Here is a 19566-nt window from a genome sequence, read left to right on the forward strand (position 1 = left end):
AATAAACAAGGGAATGAAATAGATGAATAATTCCATAGATCAATTGCCGGCGAGGCAGCAGCAGGCCCTGAAAACACGCCAAAAGCTTCTCCAGGCCGGTAAAGAAGTTTTTCTCGAAAACGGATTTCAAAAAGCGACCATCTCCCAAGTGATCAAAAAAGCAAAAACAGGCTATGGTACGGCATACGTCTATTTTAAAAATAAAGACGAGCTTTTCATTACATTAATGGAAGATCTTATGAACCAGTTTTACGAAGTGGCAGAGATGCCCTTTAAGCCGCAGGCCAAAGAAGAGGCCTATGAAAATATTAAAAAGCAGGTGAGGCTGTTCCTGCAGTTGGCTTTGGATGAGCGGGACATGATGAAGGTCGTAAAAGAGGCAATCGGCGTCTCACCTGAGATAGAGGAAAAATGGTACGGAATCCGTGAACGCTTCATCGAACGGATTTCAGTCGACATCCGCTACGCTCAGTCACAAAAGCTTGCCAAAGAGAACCTTAACCCGGCCCTCACCGCGAGAGGCTGGTTCTATTCGAATGAAATGTTCATGTGGGAGCTGGTGATGAACAAGGAGAAGTATCAGATGGATGATGTGATTGTGAACTTGACGAGGATGTATACAGGCGGATTGTACGAATAAAGCGAGGATTAATGACAACGCAAAAAAGGTGCCTCTCCCTTAGGAAAGACACCTTTTTTCAATTTCAAAACTACTTCCGAACGTTTCGGAAGGGACAGGCTTCGTGTCCCGCTTCTTAGATCCACTCTTTCCCGTGCTGACGAATGAATTCAATATCTTTTTGATAGTGTTCATAATGGCCTTCATCCAGCATTTTTTGAAAGGCAGCGTCACCCTCACCGGCTTTTCTTTTCATGTACTGACATAATCCTTCTAACCGGAGCAATACCATCTCCACATAGTCTTCTTCCATTTCCGCCATACCGTAGGATTCAAAAAACAACTTAACTCTTTGTCTTATGCGGCTGGCATCAAGAGGTGGATTATAATGAACGGCTTCGCCTGTTTCGGTATGATAATGCCTGCTTAATGGAACGCAGGTATAAAGAGCATACGCTATGTCCCATAGTCTTGGTCCGGGAGCCGCAAGGTCAAAATCGATAATGCCTGCCGGCTTTTCGTGATTAAAAATAATGTTGTAAATGGCAAAATCATTGTGACAGACAACCTCCTGGTTATCTGGAGTATTGTCTAATGGCTTCCATTCACTCGGTATAGGAAAATCACTCACCGCATCATGATAGTGCCGGAGCATCTTCGCTATTTGTTTTAAAACATCATTGGACCACATGTATTCTTTTAAAGGGTAATTGCCCGCTTCCCCTTCAATATAGGATAAAATTTCTCTGCCTTTGTCATCCATTCCTAGAAACTTTGGCGCAAAGTTGAAACCTTTGCTTTCCAAATGCTTTAATAAACGGTGAATTCTGGGACTGTCCGGCTTCAGTTCACGCCGGACAGTATCTCCGGAACGATAGACACGAGAGACATTCCCTCCTGTCAGCAGCTCTTCGTTTTGATTCTTCATTAAAATTCCCCCAATAATATAGGGACCCAGCAGCTGTGTCAATAGAGATGTATTTTTACCCAAAAATAAAAGCAGAGCTGCGAAAGGCATCTGCTTGGCAATGGGAATTTAATTGTCCACACCATGTATCCCTTGAATGATTTCAGATAGACAAATAAACGCACCCTTACAAATCAAGGACCGCCGCCTGTCTCTATCCAATTAATGAATCATTTCAAGTTATTCCACATGTGTAAAATAGATTCCCCTTTCTTTACATCTCTTGAATAGACTTTACCATAGAATGGAATCTAATGGTATCTGCTTTTATGATTATTCAATTATTTCAGGTCGATTCTGATATCCTTTTCTCATAATCAATATATTCCTCAATAAAACCCCTGTATTCACCTGTTAATCCATCCGGCAAGTTACACAGCCCAAAATACTGCAATTCTAACGACTCGTTATAATCTGCCTTCAGCTCTCCACTTACTTTTTTCGTAAAATATAGGGCTGTTGCAGAATAAAGTTCGTCACCATTTTGAACTTTCAAGTAGTACTCGGAACCGGAAAATACATTCAGCAGCTTCAGGTTTTCCACTGCCAATCCTGTCTCTTCAAAGACTTCTCTTTTTGCTGTTTCTTCAAAGCTTTCCCCCAAATCCATCAGCCCGCCTGGCAGCCCCCAGCAGCCATCATGCCTTTTTTGCAATAACACTTCATTTCGCTCATTTAAAATAATGACCACTGAACCCGGCAGAATAATGGGTCTATGCCCTACATACTGTCTGAGATATTTATAGTATTCCACTTTCCTTAGCCCCCTCTGTTCCAATGACAGGCCAATAAACCTGTCGCCTTCTCCCACCTTACATATTCTTGAAATTTGTGCTGGATACCTTTTTTCATCTGCAAAATCCCTGCGGTCCGCAGCATTATCACAAAAAGGACTGCCATATGCAAATGGCAGTCCCTCTTTTGTTTCTCTCGCGAAATGCGAATTACTTAATCCACAACCGGAAACCACCCCGGAGTGTTCACAATTGCCTGCCAGAGCGGATCCGGGATAACCAGTTTTTCCTGGTCCTTTTTAGATAATGTGACGGCAATTTCAGATTCTTTTCCTTCCTGTACCTTCAGCACCCAATCCGGCTCCATAATCAGCTCGCGGCCAAGGGCGACCATGGCCACTCCTGTTTCCAGTGCTTTCACAGCTTCATCAGGAGTATGGATCGCCCCTACTCCGATAAGCGGAAGGCGATTATTGATTTTTTCTAATAGATGCTGTATTCTCGGCTTAGCTTCATCAGCCCCGCGTCTCGGTTTGGACCAGAAGTCCATCAGGGAGACATGAAGGTAGTCCAGCCCTTTATCTGACAGGACATCCACCAGTTGAAGAGTATCGTCCATGGTGATTCCTGGATCGGTCGGTTCTTCCGGAGAAAAACGGTATCCTACAATGAATGGCTCCTTTGCATGCTCTTTTACCGCTTTTTGGACTGCATCTACCACAGCAAGAGGAAACGTCATGCGTTTCTCAAGGCTGCCTCCGAATCGGTCCTCACGGCGATTTGAATGCGGAGAAAAGAACTGCTGAATTAAGTAGCCATTGGCGCCATGGATTTCAACGCCATCATAGCCTGCCTCGATGGCCCGGCGGGTAGTCTCGCCGAAAGCGGCAATGATTTCCTCCACTTCTTTTTCCGTCAGTGCTCTTGGCGTATTGCTGCTTCCTTCAGATGCAACCGTACTGGCACTGACTGTTTCGCCATTTGGAACGAGCTCTGGCGGACATTCTCTCCCGCCATGGAAAATCTGCAAAATGGCTTTGGCACCCTGCTCTTTAATGCTTGATGCCAGCCTTGAAAGACTTGGAATCATCCCGTCATGATCGCCGCCGAATTCACCATGGAATCCTTTTCCGTTGGCTGTCACATTTGTACAGGCCGTAATCACCATTCCGGCCCCTTTGGAGCGGCGTACATAATAATCGATCTCGGCATCTGACACGGTTCCATCCGGATGGGAAGCGAAATTCGTCATCGGCGCCAGGACCACCCTGTTTTTTATTTCGACCTTATTTTTTAACTCCAATGATTCTACTAGTGGTTTATAGCTTGGATTCATATAAGTCACTCCTTTTTTTCGTTCACACCTAGTTTGTTTAATGTTTACACAAAATAAACTGGCATCAAACTTACTGTAATACTATAAGTTACAGTTAAGGCAGTCAATTATTTGAATCGCAGCGTTCCCAAAGGAACAGAGGGACAGGTCCCTTGTCCCTCTGCTAAAGACTTATTCCTGGTCCCAGGATATATTCTCGATGATCACATCCAGTTGGCCGCTTGGGATCATGAGTGACGTTTTCTCTCCCAAATTTTTCAACAGAAGCTGTCTGCCAACCGGAGACAGGAACGAAATACAGCCATTATCAGGGTCTGACTCTTCCGGGAGGCAAATATGATAAACTTCCCGATCATCCTCCCCGTCAAACAATACGGTTACCTTTGTACCAATCAATACTTTCCGCAAAGGCTGTTCCGCCGGCGCCTGATTACAAAGAGCAAGGTATTGCTCTACTTCCCTTACATAAATACTGAGAAAATCCCTTCTTCTCTCCTTCAGCGGAGTGGAAGAAAGGTAAAGGCCATTCAAGTCCTGATGATTTTCATCAATATACGTCAGCTGTTTAATAAAGAATTCTTTTTCAGTGAGAGCTTCAAGACTATGGTTCATAATAGATAACCCCCCTGCTCGGATCAAACACCCTGCAAAACATCAATTTTTCTGTCATTTTCCATGCACCATCCTTTTTGAATATATAAAAAGCAGACCTTTCCCATTTGAAAAAGAAAGGTCTACTATATATTTACAACATAGCATATAGATACCTGAAAAGCCAGCTAACTTATGCGATCATTGGCAAACCCCGAGCGGATTCCCATCAGGATCAAAGAATGTAAAAAATTTCGTAGTCCCTTCTCCGCCAATTGGATTCACGTTTACACCTTTCTCAAGTAAAAGCTTATGAGTTTCTTCAATATCTTCCGGAATGAAGTTATAATATTTCCCCACGCCAAACTGATTTTCCGGAAACTTCATCGGCTGATGAGGACTGGTTCTGACAAGGCAGACGACAGTTTGCGCCTGTTCCCCAATCCGCATGACAGCTGCCTCTTTTTCCATGTAAATCAGCTGAAATCCCAGTATTTCTTCATACCAGCCTGCTGAATGCTCAGGGTTTTTTACCGGTATAAAAATTCCTTCCACGCCTTTTAGCAGCGGTTTGCTCATTAGAATCTCTCCTTTTAAATTTGAATGATATTTACCATCAATACTCATGCTTATTATTAGTGCTGCATTAATTCCTTCAGCCGCTTCATGGCCGAGTGAACCGTCAACCGATGGAAGGAGACGAGTTTCCCCTTAAAGACAACTGAATAGACACCATAAGGAGTCGGTGATAAGTCCATTAATTCTTTTCTGTTTTTAAAATTAATGATACTAACAGGGATGCCTAATTTATCGGCTGCTTCAATGATATTTTCTGCTGCAATGTCAACGTAAGGGCACTGAAAAGAACGCAGGATGGTCAGGCCGTGGAATTTATTTATTCTTTCATCCCAGTTGTCAGGAAAGAGCGGCAGCAGTCTGCCGGGATCAAATTGATAAACAAGCAGCTCAAACTGATAAGGTGCTGTATCCGCCAATCGAAACCCATTCTTGAGAAAAATCTCTTTGCCGGGTGTCCACGAGGTATCTGGATTTGTCACCACCAGCACACCCTGCTTCGCATTAATTTGCGCATCTTCTAGACATTTGCGGATCAGTCTGGAGCCGTACCCTTTTCCTGTCTCACTTACCCACAGGCAATGAATGACCAGATAGTTATCCGCATGAACAACTCTTGAAGAAAACGCAGCGTCCGTGTATTCAATAAAGCCTGCCTGTTTATCCCCTTCGAAAAGCTGTACATACTTTAGTCCTTCCTCGAACCGGTCGTTCAGCCATTTATTTTTATTTATGTACCCCAGCGAATTCTTTTTGCTTCTAAGACAAAAGCTCCCCGCCCCTTCCAAGATTTCGGCATCGCACTCAGCCATTCGTACATCTGCCAATACAACCACTCCCTTTTCTATCCTATTACTTCTCCCTTTTGTATTATTTTTCCTTTTCAAATTCAGACTATCTGCTCTTTCTGCAAGAAAAAACGCTCCTGTTTTTGCAGGAACGTTAGATTTAGACTGGTTGTTCTCTTGTATTCGCGCTTCTTGTGTCCGAAGTTGATCCATGTTCAGACTCTTCCCACTGCTTTCCCTCTTTTAGTTTGGCTTCGGACACACACCGATTTCCCTTTGTACTGTCCGAACAGGGAGAGCGGGCCCGCTATGAATACTTTTCCAAATTTTAAGCACTCTAATTGTGTATGGGAGGTGAAGGATTTGACGCGTCAGAACAATAAATCAGAGAAACAGAAAACAAATTCCGCAGCAGTCAACCGGCAGGGTTCAGGATCAGAATATGAAAAAGAACGTGCCGGGCATGTGGAAGGGTACGGTCAGCCCTACCCGGAAAATGAAGCTAAACAATAATGACGGGCAAGAGTGAATTAGACGTTAATTCACTCTTTTTAGATTGCCTTCACCACTTTGGATGCCTTTTCTGCAGGCTTTTTCCACATCAGGGTTAGACCGATCCCCAATGCGGTGACGATAGCTGCGAAATAGTAAGGGTAGTTAATATCGATATCAAACAGCATCCCTCCTATAATAGGTCCGCTGATATTCGCGAGGCTTGTAAACATCGAATTCATTCCGCCCACAAAGCCCTGTTCATTGCCGGCGATATTGGAAAGATAGGAAGTGATAGCCGGACGGAATAAATCAAATCCCACAAAAACAATGAAGGTTACAAGCAGGATCGCAAAATAGGAATGAACAACGGTCATTAAAAACACAAGCAGGCCGGATAATAGTAAGCTGTAGCGGATCAGTTTGATTTCGCCCCAGATGCGGGTAAGGCGGTCAAATAGCAGGATTTGCGATACTGCGCCAAAAATGGCTCCGCCCGTTATAACAATAGCAATATCCGATGGTTTGAACGCAAACTTGTGATCCACAAATAAACTAAAGAAGGATTCAAAAGCGGCAAGCCCGAATGAGGCAATAAAAATCAGAATAAAGGCAAGGAGATACTTTGGCTCCATTACACGCCTGAAGCCGCTCTTTCCTGCTTCGGCTCCTTCATTATATTCCTCATTGCGCTCAGGCTCTGTTAATAAAATTAGGGAAAGCACCGCTGCAAGTGCACCAAGTCCCCCTGCAAAGAAAAATGGCATCCGCGTTCCGAACTCTGCTAAAAATCCACCGATGCCTGGGCCGATGATAAATCCGGTGCTGATGGCCGCTGACATATACCCGAGTGCCTTCGGGCGGGTTTCAGTCGTGGTAATATCCGCAATAAACGCTGTAACGGCCGGCATAATAAAGGCCGCACTAATTCCGCCTAAGATGCGAGAAAAGAACAGAACCTCGATTTCTTTGCCGATCCCGAATAAGAATTCTGATAGGCCGAAAATAAACAGGCCGGTGACAATCATGATTTTCCTGCCCCATTTATCGGCTGCCCTCCCTGCAAACGGGGAAACAATCAGCTGGGCCAATGCAAATGCGGCTGTCAAATAGCCGATCGTTGTGCCCGTTATGCCCAAATCATTCATCAGCGTTGGCAGGACAGGAATGACCAGGCCGATTCCCAGAAAGGCAATGAATAAATTCGTCAATAATAATCCTAATGTGATTTTTTGTGTTTTCATCTATATCAGGCTCCTTACAAAACAGTCAAACTTGATTTATATATACGATCTATCCTAGTGTATATAGTAACTATATAGTCAAGGGCAGTGATGTAAAAAATGAGTAAAAAAGACGGCAAATATCTAACGACAGGTGAATTCGCAAAGCTTTGCAAAGTTAACAAGCAGACCATTTTTTATTACGATCAGATTGGGATTTTGTCCCCGGTTATGAAAAATGAAAAAGGATACCGCTATTATTCCATTCATCAATTAGAGTTGTTTTTTGTGATTGATTTATTGAAGGATCTTGGCATGTCGCTAAACGATATACAGCAGTACATGCAAAATAAATCGCCCGAAAGCTTTTTATCCATCATGTACAGGAAAAAAGAAGAGATTGTAAAGAAGCGTCAGGAAATCGAAATGAAGGAGAAAATGATTGAAGCCAAAATAGCCATAATGGAAGAAGCCTCCCACCTTAATTTTAACCGGATTACACTTCAGCGTTTGCCGGAAGCAATCCTTTATTTAAGCAGAAACATTCAAAATATATCGGACGAAGGATTTTTAGAGGTCATCTCGGATTTTATTAATGAATTGCAGATCTCGCAGATTGATTCAGGCTATCCGATCGGGTCCATAACGAAGCGTGAGCAGGTGCTGAAGGGGGAATACGCCAATTACAGCTATTTGTATATCGAGCAGCCCAATCCAAAGGAAGGCCATCCCTATTTCCGGGCCGTTAAAGGGGATTTCCTCATCGGCTATCATGTTGGGAGCGAAAAAACGATCGGCGATACGTATAAGCTGATGTTTTCAGAGATGGACCGGCTTGGTTTAACCTTGGGAGAGCATGTATTTGAAGAGTACATTTATGATACTGTTGTCCGGAATGATAAGGAGCATTATGTTACGAAAATTATGATGGAGGTGGACCGGGTGTAGGATACTAAACATTTGCCCTGCTCATCAGTGAGCGGGGTCTCATAAGTTCACAAAAAAACAGGCCCATAAAGGGCCTGCTCTGAGTTGGTTTAAAATTAAGCTTTGCGAACGTTAGCTGCTTGAGCTCCACGCTGGCCTTGCTCAACGTCGAAAGTCACTTCTTGACCTTCTTCTAGAGATTTGTAGCCTTCGCCTTGGATAGCTGAGAAATGAACGAATACGTCTTCTCCACCTTCACGCTCGATGAATCCGAATCCTTTTTCACTGTTAAACCATTTTACTTTACCGTTTTCCATTTTTGTTGCCTCCTTGTGTGTAAACCACACATTGTGTTACTATCCTTGCTCTCAGTGATCATCAAGACGTAAAGTTATTACTCAAACTATCCTTTACACCGAACAAAAATAATTCTTAATAAGCATACCACTTTTCAGAATTATATGCAAGGAACACAATAATTTATTTAATTTAGAACACTCGAATCCGGCATTCACCCCTGGTGTGACGCAGGTTTTGGTTGATACTTAAAATCCTCGGTTCCCGCTTTCTGTGTCTGAACTTGCTCCAGGTTCTGACTCTAACTCGCGCTTTCCTGCTTTCTCTGTCTGAAGTTACTCCAAGTTCGGACTCTGCTGACGGTATTTCTTCCTTTTCTGTCTGAATCAGCTCATGAGGCAAAAAATTCTCCAAAAAACAAAGGGCCAGATTTAATCTGACCCTAGATATTAAATCGCCGACTGTATCTGCTTCGTATAGAAAAAGCGGACAATGAAGAAGTAAACAATCTGGATGGCCAGGAAAACACTCAGAACAGCAACTGATTCTTTAAACAGGTTAAAGTAGAACAGGTTCGATAACGCAGTCAGGGCAACAGCTCCATGGATTAGAGCAACAAGGATCGGCGCGAAAAACAGAATCATCGTCTGTCTGTTTAAGACCTTTTTCAGCTCTCTACCGGTCAGACCCATTTTGGAAATCGACCTGAATTTTTGTTTATCTTCATCCAGGTCCATGTAAAGGCGGAAATACAGGAAGCTGCCGGCAGAGACGAAAAAGACAATCCCGATAAACAGCCCGACAAATAAAATGGGCCCGTAGCCTTTCATTATTTCATATATTTCGTATTCTGCCGATGTAATTTCATATCTTGGCAGCTCTTTGTACAGCTTTTCAGAGGCAGCCATTACCCTTTCCTCTCCATCTGTTGCCTGCCAGGCATAATAGCTTTCCTGGAACTCTGGTTCAGGAAGCTTTCGGTAGTCATCATCTGATACAACAAAATACGAATCTGTAGCCGGCAGTGCCTTCGAATGAATGACTTCCTTTGGCTTCAAAATTGTGCCGGACGTCAGTGTAATGGTTTCACTCAGGAGCTCCTTCGTTTGCCCGAAGTTGGTCCCTTTAAACTCCACTGTCATTACTTGACCGTCTTTTAGGTCAACCGGATCTTCGTCAATGAGCGATGCAAAGCGGTTAAAATCGGATTGACGCGCAATCAGAATGGTATCCCCGCCAACTTCAAAGTAGCGTAAAACAGTATGCTCCGAATCCGCTTCAATTTTTTCTTCCTTTAACGTCTGATTGATAAATTCAACATTCTTCACTTCATTTTCTTCAGATGTTTTATAGGAAAACGTTGTAGCATTGATATTTTTTATGTTTGAAGTCAGCACGGTTTGAAATCCGAATAAAGAACCAATTGCACTGAAGGCAACCGTTGAAACCATCGCAACCATGAAGAATGTCCGAGCATTATCCTTCATGCGAAAGGCCAAATCTGAAAACAGCAGCATATTCGTCTTAAACCAGAAAACCCGCTCATTCTTCTTTAATCGTCTAATGATAAACACGCTTAATTGCGTAAATAACAGATAGGTCCCAATGCAGACAACGATGATCACCGGCACCATGACCGCTACTACCATCACACCTTTTGTGAGTAGAGCGACTGCATACCCCGCACCTAATAAAAGGACCGCCAGCACCGTTAAGAAAAGATTTGCTTTTGGCTCACCCTTTGACATCTTATTTCCTTTAATTAATTCAATCAGCTTTTTGCTGCGCAGAACATACGTCACAAATAAGGAGATAAAGAAAAATAAAATAATAAAAGAAAAGAAGGTGATCAGGATGGCCTTCACTGGAAAATAAAAAGACAGAGTCTGCTCAATTATCAGCACATTTTCCGCAAGCAGCAAAATCGCCTTTGCAAATACAACGCCGAGGAGAATTCCGCTTAGGGTTGCCAGAAAGCCAATCAGCATATTTTCCAAAAAAACCATAAGACGGATCTGTTTCATGCTCATGCCCTGGATCATTAATAACCCAAATTCTTTTTTCCGGGACTGCAGAAAAGAACTCATCGAATATAAAACAAAAAAGAACGAAAATACGTAGATAATACCTGCTGCCGCGTTCATTCCCTTTGTAACAACAGAGTTCATGCCATCACCGCTTAAGGAAGGGTGATTCGCAAAAGTCGAAAAGGTAAAGAAGACCATGACCGTAAATAAACTGCTGAGGAAGTAGGCCGCATATAAGCGTTTGTTCCGTATTACGTTATTAAACGCGAACTGACGAAAGGTCATGTGCATCCCCTCCCAGCAGCGAAAGTGTATCGATGATCTTTTGGAAAAAGGCCTGGCGGTTATCGCCGCGGTGTATCTCCGAATAGAATTTTCCGTCCCGGATGAAAATGACCCGGTTGCAATAGCTCGCTGCCTGCGCATCATGCGTGACAAGCATCATGGTTGTCTTCTCGGTTTGATTGATTGATTCAAGCATCTCCATAACATCCTTGGAAGACTTTGAATCCAGATTTCCTGTCGGCTCGTCCGCCAAAAGCAGCTTAGGCGTATGAATCATTGCTCTTGCCACAGCAGCTCTTTGCGCCTGTCCGCCTGATATTTCATACGTCCGCTTTTTCATAATTTCTGTAATCCCCAGTTTTTCAGCGATTTCGTATGCCTTGTCTTTCATTTCCTTCACTTTTTTCCCATCCAAAGTTAACGGCAGGACCATATTTTCTTCAACCGTCAAGGTATGAAGCAGGTTGAAGTCCTGGAAGACAAAACCCAGTTCACGGCGCCGGAATTGAGCCAGCTCCTCTTTTTTTAAGACATGGGGATTTCTTTCATTGATCAGAATTTCTCCTGTTGTCGGTTCATCAATGGTCGCAATCATGTTCAGCAGCGTCGTTTTCCCGCTTCCCGAAGGACCCATGATTCCGACAAACTCACCTTCTTCAATGGTTAAGTTAATATCCGTTAACGCTCGATAGGCGATCTTTCCTTCATAAATCTTGCTTACCTGTTTCACTTTTAGCATCACAAGTTCTCCTTTCACAGTCAGTTGACTTGTGATCAGTATATCCTCTATTAGCTATTCCAAAAATCGATTTTTCTTTCACTTACCTTACAAGATTGTAAGGTTCTGTGATTTACCGAAAGTCAGCCGGAAAAGGGACCCTTCCCCAAGCGCGGATTCCAGTTCAATCCGATGGCCAAGGTAGTCGGCCGCCTCCTTCGTCAAGTACAGCCCCATACCTGTGGACTCTCTGAATTTCCGCCCATTTTCACCGGTATAAAAAGGTTCAAACACACGGCGCTTGTCCGCCTCTGGAATCCCGGCGCCAAAATCCTTCACTTCTAAGACAGCTTCCCCGTCTTTTTCATAGACGGAAATATCAACTCGGCTGCTCTTTCCCCTGGAATACTTGACCGCATTATGGATCAGCTGAGAAAGCATAAAGAACAGCCATTTCTCATCTGTCTCCACGATTATGTTTTCTATTTCCTGCAGAAGATTCGGATACACTCCGTTCCGGATATAAAATCGTTTGTTTTCGCCATTTACTTCATGAATGATTTTCGACAAGTGTACAGGTTTGATATGAAAATCCTGTTCGATTGTCCGGAGTCTCGCCATATAAAGGATCGTGTTCAGCCCCGTTTTCATCCGGTCTGTTTCTTCCCGGATGCTGGATGAATCCGGTTCATCCAGGTTTTGCGCAATCAGTTCAATGACAGAAAGCGGTGTTTTCATCTGATGGACCCATTGATCCATGAACTTCAGGTGCTCATCCTGCCTGGATTCCAGCGCCTTTATTCTCGTTTGATAATGTTTATACTGGTTCTTCAGCAGTTCATCAAGCGCCCTTGAAATGGGGGAGTTTTCTGTTGTTTGAAAGGAATCGTCAAGAGAAGAAAGCTCATTTGTCAGCCTTTTATAAAACTTGCGGCGGCTAAAATAGTGGTAGGACAGGTAAGCCTTGAGAAAGAATAGGCCGAGAAATATGCCATAGAGAGCCGGCAATAGACGCTGGTAGCCATCAAGCCAGTAGATAGCCAGAACCATAAAAAATTGAACAATCTGTACAGCAATTAATAGCGCGTGCTCTTTAAAAAATAATTTCATGTCCCTCCAGCCTTTCACCAGGTAACAATCAAACGATAGCCTGCCCCTCTCACGGTTTCGACCGCTCCTGAAAGCCCGATTGCCTCAAATTTTTTTCTTACCCTCGCCATATTTACATTCAGTGTATTTTCATCCACATAAACCAGCTCATCCCACAGCTTTTCAAGAAGATCCTCACGCCCGGCCACACGCGGGTGCCGCTCCAGGAGACTTTCGATAATGTCCGCTTCTTTTTTGGACAGCTGGACCGTTTTATCACGAAATGCGAGTTCCATTCTTTCCGGAAACAGCTTTAATCCTTCTGCCTCAAGTACCCTCTCCTGGGCCTGTGTAGCATATTCCCCGTAAGCCCGTCGCAGCTGGCTGCGGATTTTCGCCATCACAATTTCCGGATGAAACGGCTTAGTAATGAAATCATCGCCGCCATTCTCGAGCGCCATTACCTGATCCATCTCCCCTACCCGAGCCGAAATGAAAATAACCGGACAGATCGATTCCTTCCGGATTTGCCTGCACCAGTAATACCCATCAAAGCTCGGCAGATTAATATCGAGGAGCACAAGATCCGGTTTATGCTTATGAAACTCTTCCATCACATGATCGAATTGTTCCGCAGCCGCAGCTTCATAGCCATACTTCACTAAGTGTGACTTCAGGTGCTCTGCGATCTTCGGGTCATCCTCAATAATGAATATTTTCTTCATCCTCTCACTCCTTTGTCTTAGAAAATTATGCCATACGATTTATAGGAAAAAAAGAGCTGCCTCAGCAGCCCTTCTAGATGCAAGCTTTCTTTTCTAATGTACTGATCCATTTGTAATACCCCATTAGGATTATTAATAGAATCGGATTTACAAAGGCAGAATACCATAAATTCCACCATCCATAATGAAAGAAACCAAATGGATGTGGCAGCAGGGTTGCCGCTTCATAGCTCAGCAGGAAGATCTCCCAAATAATAAAGTAGCCCACCTTTTTCATGAAAGAGCCCGAAAAAGGATACCAATTAATAAACATCAAATTTACAGGCGGGATTAAAATGGTGTAGGCCGGAAGTGCCTCCCAGTCTATTCCTTGAGTAAAGTACCAGTATCCTTTGTACTTGAAATCCACAAAAATATCAAAGAATAATTGGAAGGCTATTGAAAAACCCAGATATGGACAATTTTATTGGCCGATATTCCTTTAATGGTCTTATATATGATCAAATTAAACAGAACTACTGAAGCAATTTGTAAAATCATTTTCCACTCCGGAACTTTTTTTGATAGTATTTGCAGTTTGCGGGGATTCAATCCCTTCTTGATGCTCACTTAGGGACCAGTTTCCCTCATATACAAATTGAACATGGATAGTGAAAAGTTAGACTGTTCTCCCCCAACATGACAAAAATGTCACTTTACATTCTGTTACATCGATGGCTGGCGGGAAGTATAGCCGGTATAGTGTGATAGTGAAGGAGGTCGAAAACATGACCAAAATGATACAAACCAAAAACCTATCAAAATCATATGGAAAAACACAGGTCTTAAAAAATATTGATTTGACTGTTGAACAAGGGGAATTGACTGCCATTATGGGTCCGTCCGGATCCGGAAAAACCACCTTAATGAACACCCTGTCCACCATTGATGACTTTAGCGGGGGGAATGTATGGATAGAGGGAAGTTCCCTTTTACATATGAAAAAGAAGGATCTGCGGTCGTTCCGCCAAAAAAGAATGGGATTTATTTTTCAGGATTATAACCTGCTGGATACCTTAACGGTGAAGGAGAACATCCTCCTCCCGCTTTCTCTTCAAAAAACACCTGTTGATGAAATGGAAAAGCGGTTAGCCAGATTGGTTGATGCCTTAACGATTGAATCCATTTTACATCAATATCCTTCTGAGATATCAGGCGGTCAGAAACAGCGGACAGCTGCCGCAAGGGCAATCATTACAAATCCCGCCATTGTATTTGCTGATGAACCAACGGGTGCACTCGACTCCCGGTCTGCTACCCAGCTGCTGGAACAAATTCAATTGCTCAATGAAACCTTCAGGACTACTGTTCTGATGATTACACATGACCCCTATGCAGCCAGCTACTGTCAGCGGGTTATTTTTCTCCGTGATGGAAGAATCGTCAATGAAATGTTTAAAGGCGAGCAGACGGAAAAGGAATTCTTTGATCGCATCCTGACGATTCAAAGTGCTTTAGGAAGTGACCGGCGATGAACTTAGTGGATTTATCATGGAGGAATATGAAACGGAACTTCCGCTTGTATTCCATTTATTTCATCTCGATGTTTGTCGGCGTTGTCATTTACTTTACTTTCTCGGGTCTCATGTTTAATAAAGATGTAGTCGAAGCCATTCAAAATAAGGAAAACTACAAAATGGTTATTTCCCTGGCTTCGGTGATTGTCTTTTTGTTTATTGTCTTCTTTATTTTATATGCGAACTCTTTTTTCATGAAGCAGCGAAAAAAGGAATTCGGCATGTATTTGCTTTACGGCATGAAGGAGAGACAAATTGCCGCAATGGTCTTCTTTGAAACCTTATTCTTGAGCGCCATTTCGGTTTCCAGCGGGATTTTAATCGGTGGACTGCTATCGAAGTTTTTCGGTGCAGTATTAATGAACTTAATGCGCTACAATGAGGAAATTTCTTTTGCTTTTCCATTAGAGGCGATTGGATCAACTGTTCTGTTATTTGCCTTATTAATAGTCATCATTACCATTCAAAGTTATGTAACTGTCCGGCGTGTCCAGTTAGTGGAATTGTTTCATGCAAAGGAAAAGATAGAAAAGCCATTTAGATTTTCTTTTGCCTTCGCGCTGCTGTCCATTCTATTGATTTCCGGATCATACTATATGATTACCATAGGAGATACGGACATTTGGAAAAATCATTTTAATGAAACCTTAACAGCTGTAGCGGCAGCTTTGATTGCCGGGACCTATTTATTTTTCCGGCAGTTCTCTGGATGGATGCTCCAAAAGCTGAGCCAGCAGAAAAACTATTTTATGGGCAGTAAAATGTTATGGATCTCTTCTCTCCGTTTTTCCATTCGAGGAAATACAGTCAATTTCACCTTCAATTCACTGATTAGTGCGATTGTCATCTTTACAGTCGGATTTCTTGCTGTTGACTATGCCATGAAAAGCGAAGTGGTAAAAAAAGAATACCCGAATCATTTTGCCTTTTCGACCCAGGATGATGAAACTCAAAGACATATTGAAAAAATGATGAATGAGTCACATCCCATCCTTGCTCATGAAACCCTTACAGGAATTCAAACAGAAAAGATCCAAAACAGAAAGGCATTCTTTAGCTATCCTGAATATTACACCGAGGAATTTCACCTTTTCCCGGAGTCCCAATTAAATGCCATTGTTGATTTGAGAGGAACTGGAGAAAAAGTAGAAATTGCCGGGGAGGAGGCCATCCTATTAACAAGGGGGATTGATGAACCGGTAAAATATAAAGGTTCTCAGCCTGAAATAACCGTTTTGAAAGACCATACATTTCGTATAGCGGAAAAAATACGGTACCCGCTGTTAACCATCCCAACGATGCCTGGCGGAAAAACCGATCCCCAGCCTTCAGTACTCATTGTTTCAGACGAGGCTTTTGAGGAACTAAGAAAAGGACGCACCCTTTCTTCATTTGAAATTTATCAAATTGAAGATCCAAAAACATCCAATGATGTATCACGGGAAATCCATGACATCGTGATGAAAACAGAAGGAGCCTATTATTCGGCCTATATTGATATGTATTCCATAGATACGGAGTCATCTTCTTTAATCTTATTCTCCGTTGCCTTTTTTGCTGTTATTGCGTTGTTTGCTTTAGGGAGTGTCATTTATTTTAAACAGCTGCGAGAAGCTACAGAAGAACGGGAACACTACGCCATTCTGCGAAAAATCGGTGTGGACGACAAAGACATGAAAAAAATTATCCGCAAGCAATTGCTGTTCGTATTTTTGCCTCCGCTCCTGCTGGGATTGCTGCACAGCTGGTTCCTTTTATATTACACCGTCATCCTGGTTATCAAAGATTTGCCTTCTTTAACGACCATTATTTTTTCCGTCATGGGATTATATGTGCTAACATATTTAATCTTTTACGCATCATCTGTATCTATTTACTACAAAATTGTCAGCGAAAAAAACACACGATGAGCTTTACTCATCGTGTGTTTTTTTTATTAGTAAAAAGGGATCGCTATCAAGCGGGAAGTGAACGATAAATTGGGTGTATTCATTCACTTTCGACGTGCAGCTAATATAATGTCCCAGTTTGTTGCACAGCTGCTGGGCTAAATATAAACCCATCCCGGTTGACTTCGAATGCAGCCGCCCCGTTTCTCCTGTAAAACCGCGATTAAATACTCTCGGAAGATCTTTCCCGCTGATGCCAATCCCATTATCGCGAATCACGAGCTGTTTTTCCTGCGGGGTTTCCACAACGGAAATGGTGATTTCTCCACCAGGTTCCGTATATTTCAAACTGTTTGTCAGAAACTGATTGACAATGAAATGGAGCCATTTAGGATCACTTTGAACTTCAAGCTTATCTGCCTGTATGTGCAGGCGGATGTTTTTTGAAATAAACGTTATGGAGTGGGACTTTACAATATCCTTCGTAATCTTGATTATATCGCATTTCCGGATATCGTAATCCTGATTAAAGCTGTCCAGTTTAGCGTAATAGAGTGCTTGATCAACATAATTTTCAACTTTGGCGATTTCTTCCCTTAAACTGTCTGCATCCATATCAGTCTGCTGCAGCAGGCGAAGAACCGCAATCGGTGTTTTGATTTCATGAAACCAGCTGACAATAAAATCATAATGTTCCTTCTGTCTGTCCTGAATCCGATTCATCTCCCGGATATGTTCCCGCCTCAGCTCATCGATGTGGGCCTTTGCAAATTCCCCTTCCAGAGACAGGCTGTCATAATCGGCCTTTTCCATTTGCCGGATCACACGCAGATTTTGCTGATACCGGTATAATAAAAACCCGATTAAGACAATCGAAGATAAGGTAAAGGCATAGAGGAATGTCCCCCATGCCAGCCTGCCATGGATATCAGTAAAAAAGATGGCGGCTGAAACCAGGAAGCTGATCAGATAGAGGACGATATAAGGCTTTTCATAGGATAGATAGCGAAGGAAAGTCATTCAATTATATACCCTAACCCTTTCCGAGTGACAATGAAGTCCTCTAGTCCAAGTGCGGCAATTTTCCTGCGCATCCGATTCACATTCACGGTAAGTGTATTATCATCAACAAACTGCTCCTCATTCCACAGCGCCTGCATTAAGTCATCCCTGGACACAATTTTCCCGATATTCCGCATCATCAGCTGCAAAAGGATAAATTCATTCCGGCTTAGCTCATTGCTTTCCCCATTCAATTCAATCGTTGAATTGGTTACATTTAATTTCAGGCCGCGATGGATCAGACGGATATTCTCCTCTTCCTGATAGGTATACTTCCGGCGGATGAGCGCACTTATTTTGGCAAGAAGGATATCCAAATCAAAGGGCTTCTGGATAAAATCATCCCCGCCCATATTAATTGCCATTATGATATCCATATTCTGATTTCTGGAGGAAAGGAAAATAATCGGCACCTTTGAAACCGAGCGTATTTGCTGGCACCAGTAGTATCCATCAAAAACAGGAAGATTGATATCCAATAAAATCAGGTGTGGACTTGTCTGCTCAAATTCCGTCAGCACTTGATCAAACTGAGTTACCTCTACCACATCATATTGCCACTTTTTAAGCGTATCAGCGACAATCCGTCTTATTTTTTCATCGTCTTCGATCATCATGATTCTATACATTACTATCCCTCTTTGCTGGAAGAATGGAATTTGTTCAAAATTTTTAAGATACTGCTATTATTCCATACTGTAATCCTGAATTGAAATGATCACCTTATTGCTTGAGCTCATCAAGAGTCTTAAACATTCTCAAATATACATCACGAATGGATTCGTCGGTCAATTCGTCATTATACAGCCCATACTCCCAAGTTTGAAGGGAATCATTTTCTTCGGATGCTAAAACTCCCACAGCATAGCTTTTGCCAGCCTTCCATTTCCATGAATCACTATATTCTGTGTCTTCACCAATAAACGGGATATGACTGCTTGCCGATACAAAAAAGAACGGAATGGATGACTCTGCATATGTATCTGCATATTTGGCTTCAGCCGCTTGAGCAAGATTTTTTTCGGTTATGATAACTGCTTCATAAGAGCTTAATTCCTCATCTGTAAGCTCATCAATAGATAGTTCATTAAACTTCACTTGGTCTGCATCCACTCTTGGCGGGTCTCCAACGACCGCAATCCTTAATGCTTTTCCATCATACGGCTCGAGGTCAAGGGTTTGAGTGCAAGCTGATAGTAAAATAGTTAAAATTAGCAATATGTAAGAAATCTCTCTTGTCATACTCATCACCTCTGCCTAGATAATATAAACAATTATGCTAATTATTCCAACAATCAGTAAGGCCAGACCCTTTATAACCAGCCTCCGTCTGAAAGCCGCCATGCATCCTGAAACAAAGCCGATGAACCCTAAGCCTGCACCTATATGCTGAATGATTTTGATTTCTGAAATGCTGCCGGTAATAAAGACTTGAAAACCTATGCAGCAGCCTCCAAAAATCAGTAAAAAGAAAGGGTTCTTCAGCTCTATTTTCACATCCTGCTGTTCCTTTTTGTCCATTTTTTTATAAGCATTTTTAAAGAAGAAAAAGGGAGCCACCCATATAAATATGATTACTATGGCCTGGAAGAAAAACATATGAACTCCTCTCGCCATTCTATTAATCTAACACCTCAAAATTATACCATATTCTAACAATAACAA

Annotated in this window: 22 protein-coding genes; 5 read left to right on the top strand and 17 right to left on the bottom strand. The window is 42.6% G+C overall.

Features of this window, described 5'->3' with window-relative positions; translation table 11 throughout:
- Window positions 1-22 precede the first annotated feature (22 nt).
- A complete protein-coding gene (locus tag ACTHRG_RS06300; RefSeq protein WP_076257735.1) occupies window positions 23-640 on the top strand; it encodes a TetR/AcrR family transcriptional regulator in 618 nt (205 codons plus the stop codon).
- Between the two features lie 115 nt (window positions 641-755).
- Here the strand turns inward: ACTHRG_RS06300 and ACTHRG_RS06305 are convergent, their stop codons facing one another.
- The 6 genes from ACTHRG_RS06305 to ACTHRG_RS06330 all read right to left on the bottom strand — a co-directional run bounded on the left by ACTHRG_RS06305 (window position 756) and on the right by ACTHRG_RS06330 (window position 5635).
- Window positions 756-1547 carry a phosphotransferase gene (locus ACTHRG_RS06305; RefSeq protein ID WP_076257809.1) on the bottom strand — a complete coding sequence of 264 codons (792 nt, stop codon included), beginning with the start codon at window positions 1545-1547 and terminating at the stop codon, window positions 756-758.
- A gap of 325 nt (window positions 1548-1872) precedes the next feature.
- Window positions 1873-2340 (bottom strand): NUDIX hydrolase, encoded by a 468-nt coding sequence (locus ACTHRG_RS06310; RefSeq protein WP_076257736.1) that lies wholly within the window; start codon window positions 2338-2340, stop codon window positions 1873-1875.
- A gap of 194 nt (window positions 2341-2534) precedes the next feature.
- Window positions 2535-3656 carry an NADH-dependent flavin oxidoreductase gene (locus ACTHRG_RS06315; protein WP_076257737.1) on the bottom strand — a complete coding sequence of 374 codons (1122 nt, stop codon included), beginning with the start codon at window positions 3654-3656 and terminating at the stop codon, window positions 2535-2537.
- Window positions 3657-3827: 171 nt separating this feature from the next.
- The gene (locus tag ACTHRG_RS06320) at window positions 3828-4268 is read right to left on the bottom strand and encodes a GreA/GreB family elongation factor (RefSeq protein WP_076257738.1); all 441 of its coding nucleotides are present in this window, start codon (window positions 4266-4268) and stop codon (window positions 3828-3830) included.
- Window positions 4269-4448: 180 nt separating this feature from the next.
- The gene (locus tag ACTHRG_RS06325; RefSeq protein WP_076257739.1) at window positions 4449-4826 is read right to left on the bottom strand and encodes a VOC family protein; all 378 of its coding nucleotides are present in this window, start codon (window positions 4824-4826) and stop codon (window positions 4449-4451) included.
- Window positions 4827-4882: 56 nt separating this feature from the next.
- Window positions 4883-5635 (bottom strand): GNAT family N-acetyltransferase, encoded by a 753-nt coding sequence (locus ACTHRG_RS06330; protein ID WP_076257810.1) that lies wholly within the window; start codon window positions 5633-5635, stop codon window positions 4883-4885.
- A gap of 339 nt (window positions 5636-5974) precedes the next feature.
- Between ACTHRG_RS06330 and ACTHRG_RS06335 the strand changes: the two genes are divergently transcribed.
- On the top strand, window positions 5975-6124 hold the full coding sequence (locus tag ACTHRG_RS06335) for a hypothetical protein (RefSeq protein WP_175609073.1): 150 nt from the start codon (window positions 5975-5977) through the stop codon (window positions 6122-6124).
- 38 nt (window positions 6125-6162) lie between these two features.
- On the opposite strand, the gene norA is transcribed toward ACTHRG_RS06335, so the two are convergent.
- On the bottom strand, window positions 6163-7347 hold the full coding sequence (gene norA / locus ACTHRG_RS06340) for a multidrug efflux MFS transporter NorA (RefSeq protein ID WP_076257740.1): 1185 nt from the start codon (window positions 7345-7347) through the stop codon (window positions 6163-6165).
- A 99-nt stretch (window positions 7348-7446) separates the two neighbouring features.
- Here norA and ACTHRG_RS06345 point away from each other — a divergent pair, with 99 nt between their 5' ends.
- Window positions 7447-8274, top strand: coding sequence for a MerR family transcriptional regulator (locus ACTHRG_RS06345; protein WP_076257741.1), 828 nt, complete (start codon window positions 7447-7449; stop codon window positions 8272-8274).
- Between the two features lie 95 nt (window positions 8275-8369).
- Here the strand turns inward: ACTHRG_RS06345 and ACTHRG_RS06350 are convergent, their stop codons facing one another.
- The 6 genes from ACTHRG_RS06350 to ACTHRG_RS06375 all read right to left on the bottom strand — a co-directional run bounded on the left by ACTHRG_RS06350 (window position 8370) and on the right by ACTHRG_RS06375 (window position 13671).
- A complete protein-coding gene (locus tag ACTHRG_RS06350) occupies window positions 8370-8570 on the bottom strand; it encodes a cold-shock protein (protein ID WP_009335135.1) in 201 nt (66 codons plus the stop codon).
- A gap of 429 nt (window positions 8571-8999) precedes the next feature.
- Window positions 9000-10862 (bottom strand): ABC transporter permease, encoded by a 1863-nt coding sequence (locus ACTHRG_RS06355; RefSeq protein ID WP_076257742.1) that lies wholly within the window; start codon window positions 10860-10862, stop codon window positions 9000-9002.
- The gene (locus ACTHRG_RS06360) at window positions 10837-11601 is read right to left on the bottom strand and encodes an ABC transporter ATP-binding protein (RefSeq protein ID WP_076257743.1); all 765 of its coding nucleotides are present in this window, start codon (window positions 11599-11601) and stop codon (window positions 10837-10839) included. The genes ACTHRG_RS06355 and ACTHRG_RS06360 overlap by 26 nt, the downstream gene beginning before the upstream one ends.
- Before the next feature lie 87 nt (window positions 11602-11688).
- A complete protein-coding gene (locus tag ACTHRG_RS06365; RefSeq protein WP_076257744.1) occupies window positions 11689-12690 on the bottom strand; it encodes a sensor histidine kinase in 1002 nt (333 codons plus the stop codon).
- A 14-nt stretch (window positions 12691-12704) separates the two neighbouring features.
- Window positions 12705-13394 carry a response regulator transcription factor gene (locus ACTHRG_RS06370; RefSeq protein ID WP_076257745.1) on the bottom strand — a complete coding sequence of 230 codons (690 nt, stop codon included), beginning with the start codon at window positions 13392-13394 and terminating at the stop codon, window positions 12705-12707.
- A 73-nt stretch (window positions 13395-13467) separates the two neighbouring features.
- Window positions 13468-13671 (bottom strand): hypothetical protein, encoded by a 204-nt coding sequence (locus ACTHRG_RS06375; RefSeq protein WP_440230854.1) that lies wholly within the window; start codon window positions 13669-13671, stop codon window positions 13468-13470.
- 490 nt (window positions 13672-14161) lie between these two features.
- Between ACTHRG_RS06375 and ACTHRG_RS06380 the strand changes: the two genes are divergently transcribed.
- Window positions 14162-14908: an ABC transporter ATP-binding protein gene (locus ACTHRG_RS06380; protein ID WP_076257746.1), complete on the top strand. Its 747-nt coding sequence runs from the start codon at window positions 14162-14164 to the stop codon at window positions 14906-14908.
- Complete coding sequence (locus ACTHRG_RS06385; RefSeq protein WP_076257747.1) at window positions 14905-16860, top strand: ABC transporter permease; 1956 nt, start codon at window positions 14905-14907, stop codon at window positions 16858-16860. The genes ACTHRG_RS06380 and ACTHRG_RS06385 overlap by 4 nt, the downstream gene beginning before the upstream one ends.
- A gap of 3 nt (window positions 16861-16863) precedes the next feature.
- Here ACTHRG_RS06385 and ACTHRG_RS06390 read toward each other — a convergent pair whose 3' ends face one another.
- The 4 genes from ACTHRG_RS06390 to ACTHRG_RS06405 form a co-directional block, all read right to left on the bottom strand.
- On the bottom strand, window positions 16864-17859 hold the full coding sequence (locus ACTHRG_RS06390; RefSeq protein WP_076257748.1) for a sensor histidine kinase: 996 nt from the start codon (window positions 17857-17859) through the stop codon (window positions 16864-16866).
- Complete coding sequence (locus ACTHRG_RS06395; protein WP_440230855.1) at window positions 17856-18530, bottom strand: response regulator transcription factor; 675 nt, start codon at window positions 18528-18530, stop codon at window positions 17856-17858. Before ACTHRG_RS06395 ends, ACTHRG_RS06390 begins: the two co-directional genes overlap by 4 nt.
- Before the next feature lie 94 nt (window positions 18531-18624).
- A complete protein-coding gene (locus ACTHRG_RS06400) occupies window positions 18625-19143 on the bottom strand; it encodes a hypothetical protein (RefSeq protein WP_286148207.1) in 519 nt (172 codons plus the stop codon).
- 15 nt (window positions 19144-19158) lie between these two features.
- Window positions 19159-19500, bottom strand: a complete 342-nt coding sequence (locus ACTHRG_RS06405; RefSeq protein WP_076257751.1) for a hypothetical protein — start codon at window positions 19498-19500, stop codon at window positions 19159-19161.
- Window positions 19501-19566 lie beyond the last annotated feature (66 nt).

The organism is Cytobacillus sp. SAFR-174 (assembly GCF_051964675.1).
Taxonomy (GTDB): domain Bacteria; phylum Bacillota; class Bacilli; order Bacillales; family Cytobacillaceae; genus Cytobacillus.

Excerpts from the sequence above, each read along its gene's own strand:
- ACTHRG_RS06300 (WP_076257735.1), top strand. The coding sequence starts at position 23 with ATGAATAATTCCATAGATCAATTGCCGGCGAGGCAGCAGCAGGCCCTG.
- ACTHRG_RS06305 (WP_076257809.1), bottom strand. The coding sequence starts at position 1,547 with ATGAAGAATCAAAACGAAGAGCTGCTGACAGGAGGGAATGTCTCTCGT.
- ACTHRG_RS06315 (WP_076257737.1), bottom strand. The coding sequence starts at position 3,656 with ATGAATCCAAGCTATAAACCACTAGTAGAATCATTGGAGTTAAAAAAT.
- ACTHRG_RS06320 (WP_076257738.1), bottom strand. The coding sequence starts at position 4,268 with ATGAACCATAGTCTTGAAGCTCTCACTGAAAAAGAATTCTTTATTAAA.
- ACTHRG_RS06325 (WP_076257739.1), bottom strand. The coding sequence starts at position 4,826 with ATGAGCAAACCGCTGCTAAAAGGCGTGGAAGGAATTTTTATACCGGTA.
- ACTHRG_RS06330 (WP_076257810.1), bottom strand. The coding sequence starts at position 5,635 with ATGGCTGAGTGCGATGCCGAAATCTTGGAAGGGGCGGGGAGCTTTTGT.
- norA (WP_076257740.1), bottom strand. The coding sequence starts at position 7,347 with ATGAAAACACAAAAAATCACATTAGGATTATTATTGACGAATTTATTC.
- ACTHRG_RS06345 (WP_076257741.1), top strand. The coding sequence starts at position 7,447 with ATGAGTAAAAAAGACGGCAAATATCTAACGACAGGTGAATTCGCAAAG.
- ACTHRG_RS06350 (WP_009335135.1), bottom strand. The coding sequence starts at position 8,570 with ATGGAAAACGGTAAAGTAAAATGGTTTAACAGTGAAAAAGGATTCGGA.
- ACTHRG_RS06355 (WP_076257742.1), bottom strand. The coding sequence starts at position 10,862 with ATGACCTTTCGTCAGTTCGCGTTTAATAACGTAATACGGAACAAACGC.
- ACTHRG_RS06360 (WP_076257743.1), bottom strand. The coding sequence starts at position 11,601 with ATGCTAAAAGTGAAACAGGTAAGCAAGATTTATGAAGGAAAGATCGCC.
- ACTHRG_RS06365 (WP_076257744.1), bottom strand. The coding sequence starts at position 12,690 with ATGAAATTATTTTTTAAAGAGCACGCGCTATTAATTGCTGTACAGATT.
- ACTHRG_RS06370 (WP_076257745.1), bottom strand. The coding sequence starts at position 13,394 with ATGAAGAAAATATTCATTATTGAGGATGACCCGAAGATCGCAGAGCAC.
- ACTHRG_RS06375 (WP_440230854.1), bottom strand. The coding sequence starts at position 13,671 with ATGAAAAAGGTGGGCTACTTTATTATTTGGGAGATCTTCCTGCTGAGC.
- ACTHRG_RS06380 (WP_076257746.1), top strand. The coding sequence starts at position 14,162 with ATGACCAAAATGATACAAACCAAAAACCTATCAAAATCATATGGAAAA.
- ACTHRG_RS06385 (WP_076257747.1), top strand. The coding sequence starts at position 14,905 with ATGAACTTAGTGGATTTATCATGGAGGAATATGAAACGGAACTTCCGC.
- ACTHRG_RS06390 (WP_076257748.1), bottom strand. The coding sequence starts at position 17,859 with ATGACTTTCCTTCGCTATCTATCCTATGAAAAGCCTTATATCGTCCTC.
- ACTHRG_RS06395 (WP_440230855.1), bottom strand. The coding sequence starts at position 18,530 with ATGTATAGAATCATGATGATCGAAGACGATGAAAAAATAAGACGGATT.
- ACTHRG_RS06400 (WP_286148207.1), bottom strand. The coding sequence starts at position 19,143 with ATGACAAGAGAGATTTCTTACATATTGCTAATTTTAACTATTTTACTA.
- ACTHRG_RS06405 (WP_076257751.1), bottom strand. The coding sequence starts at position 19,500 with ATGTTTTTCTTCCAGGCCATAGTAATCATATTTATATGGGTGGCTCCC.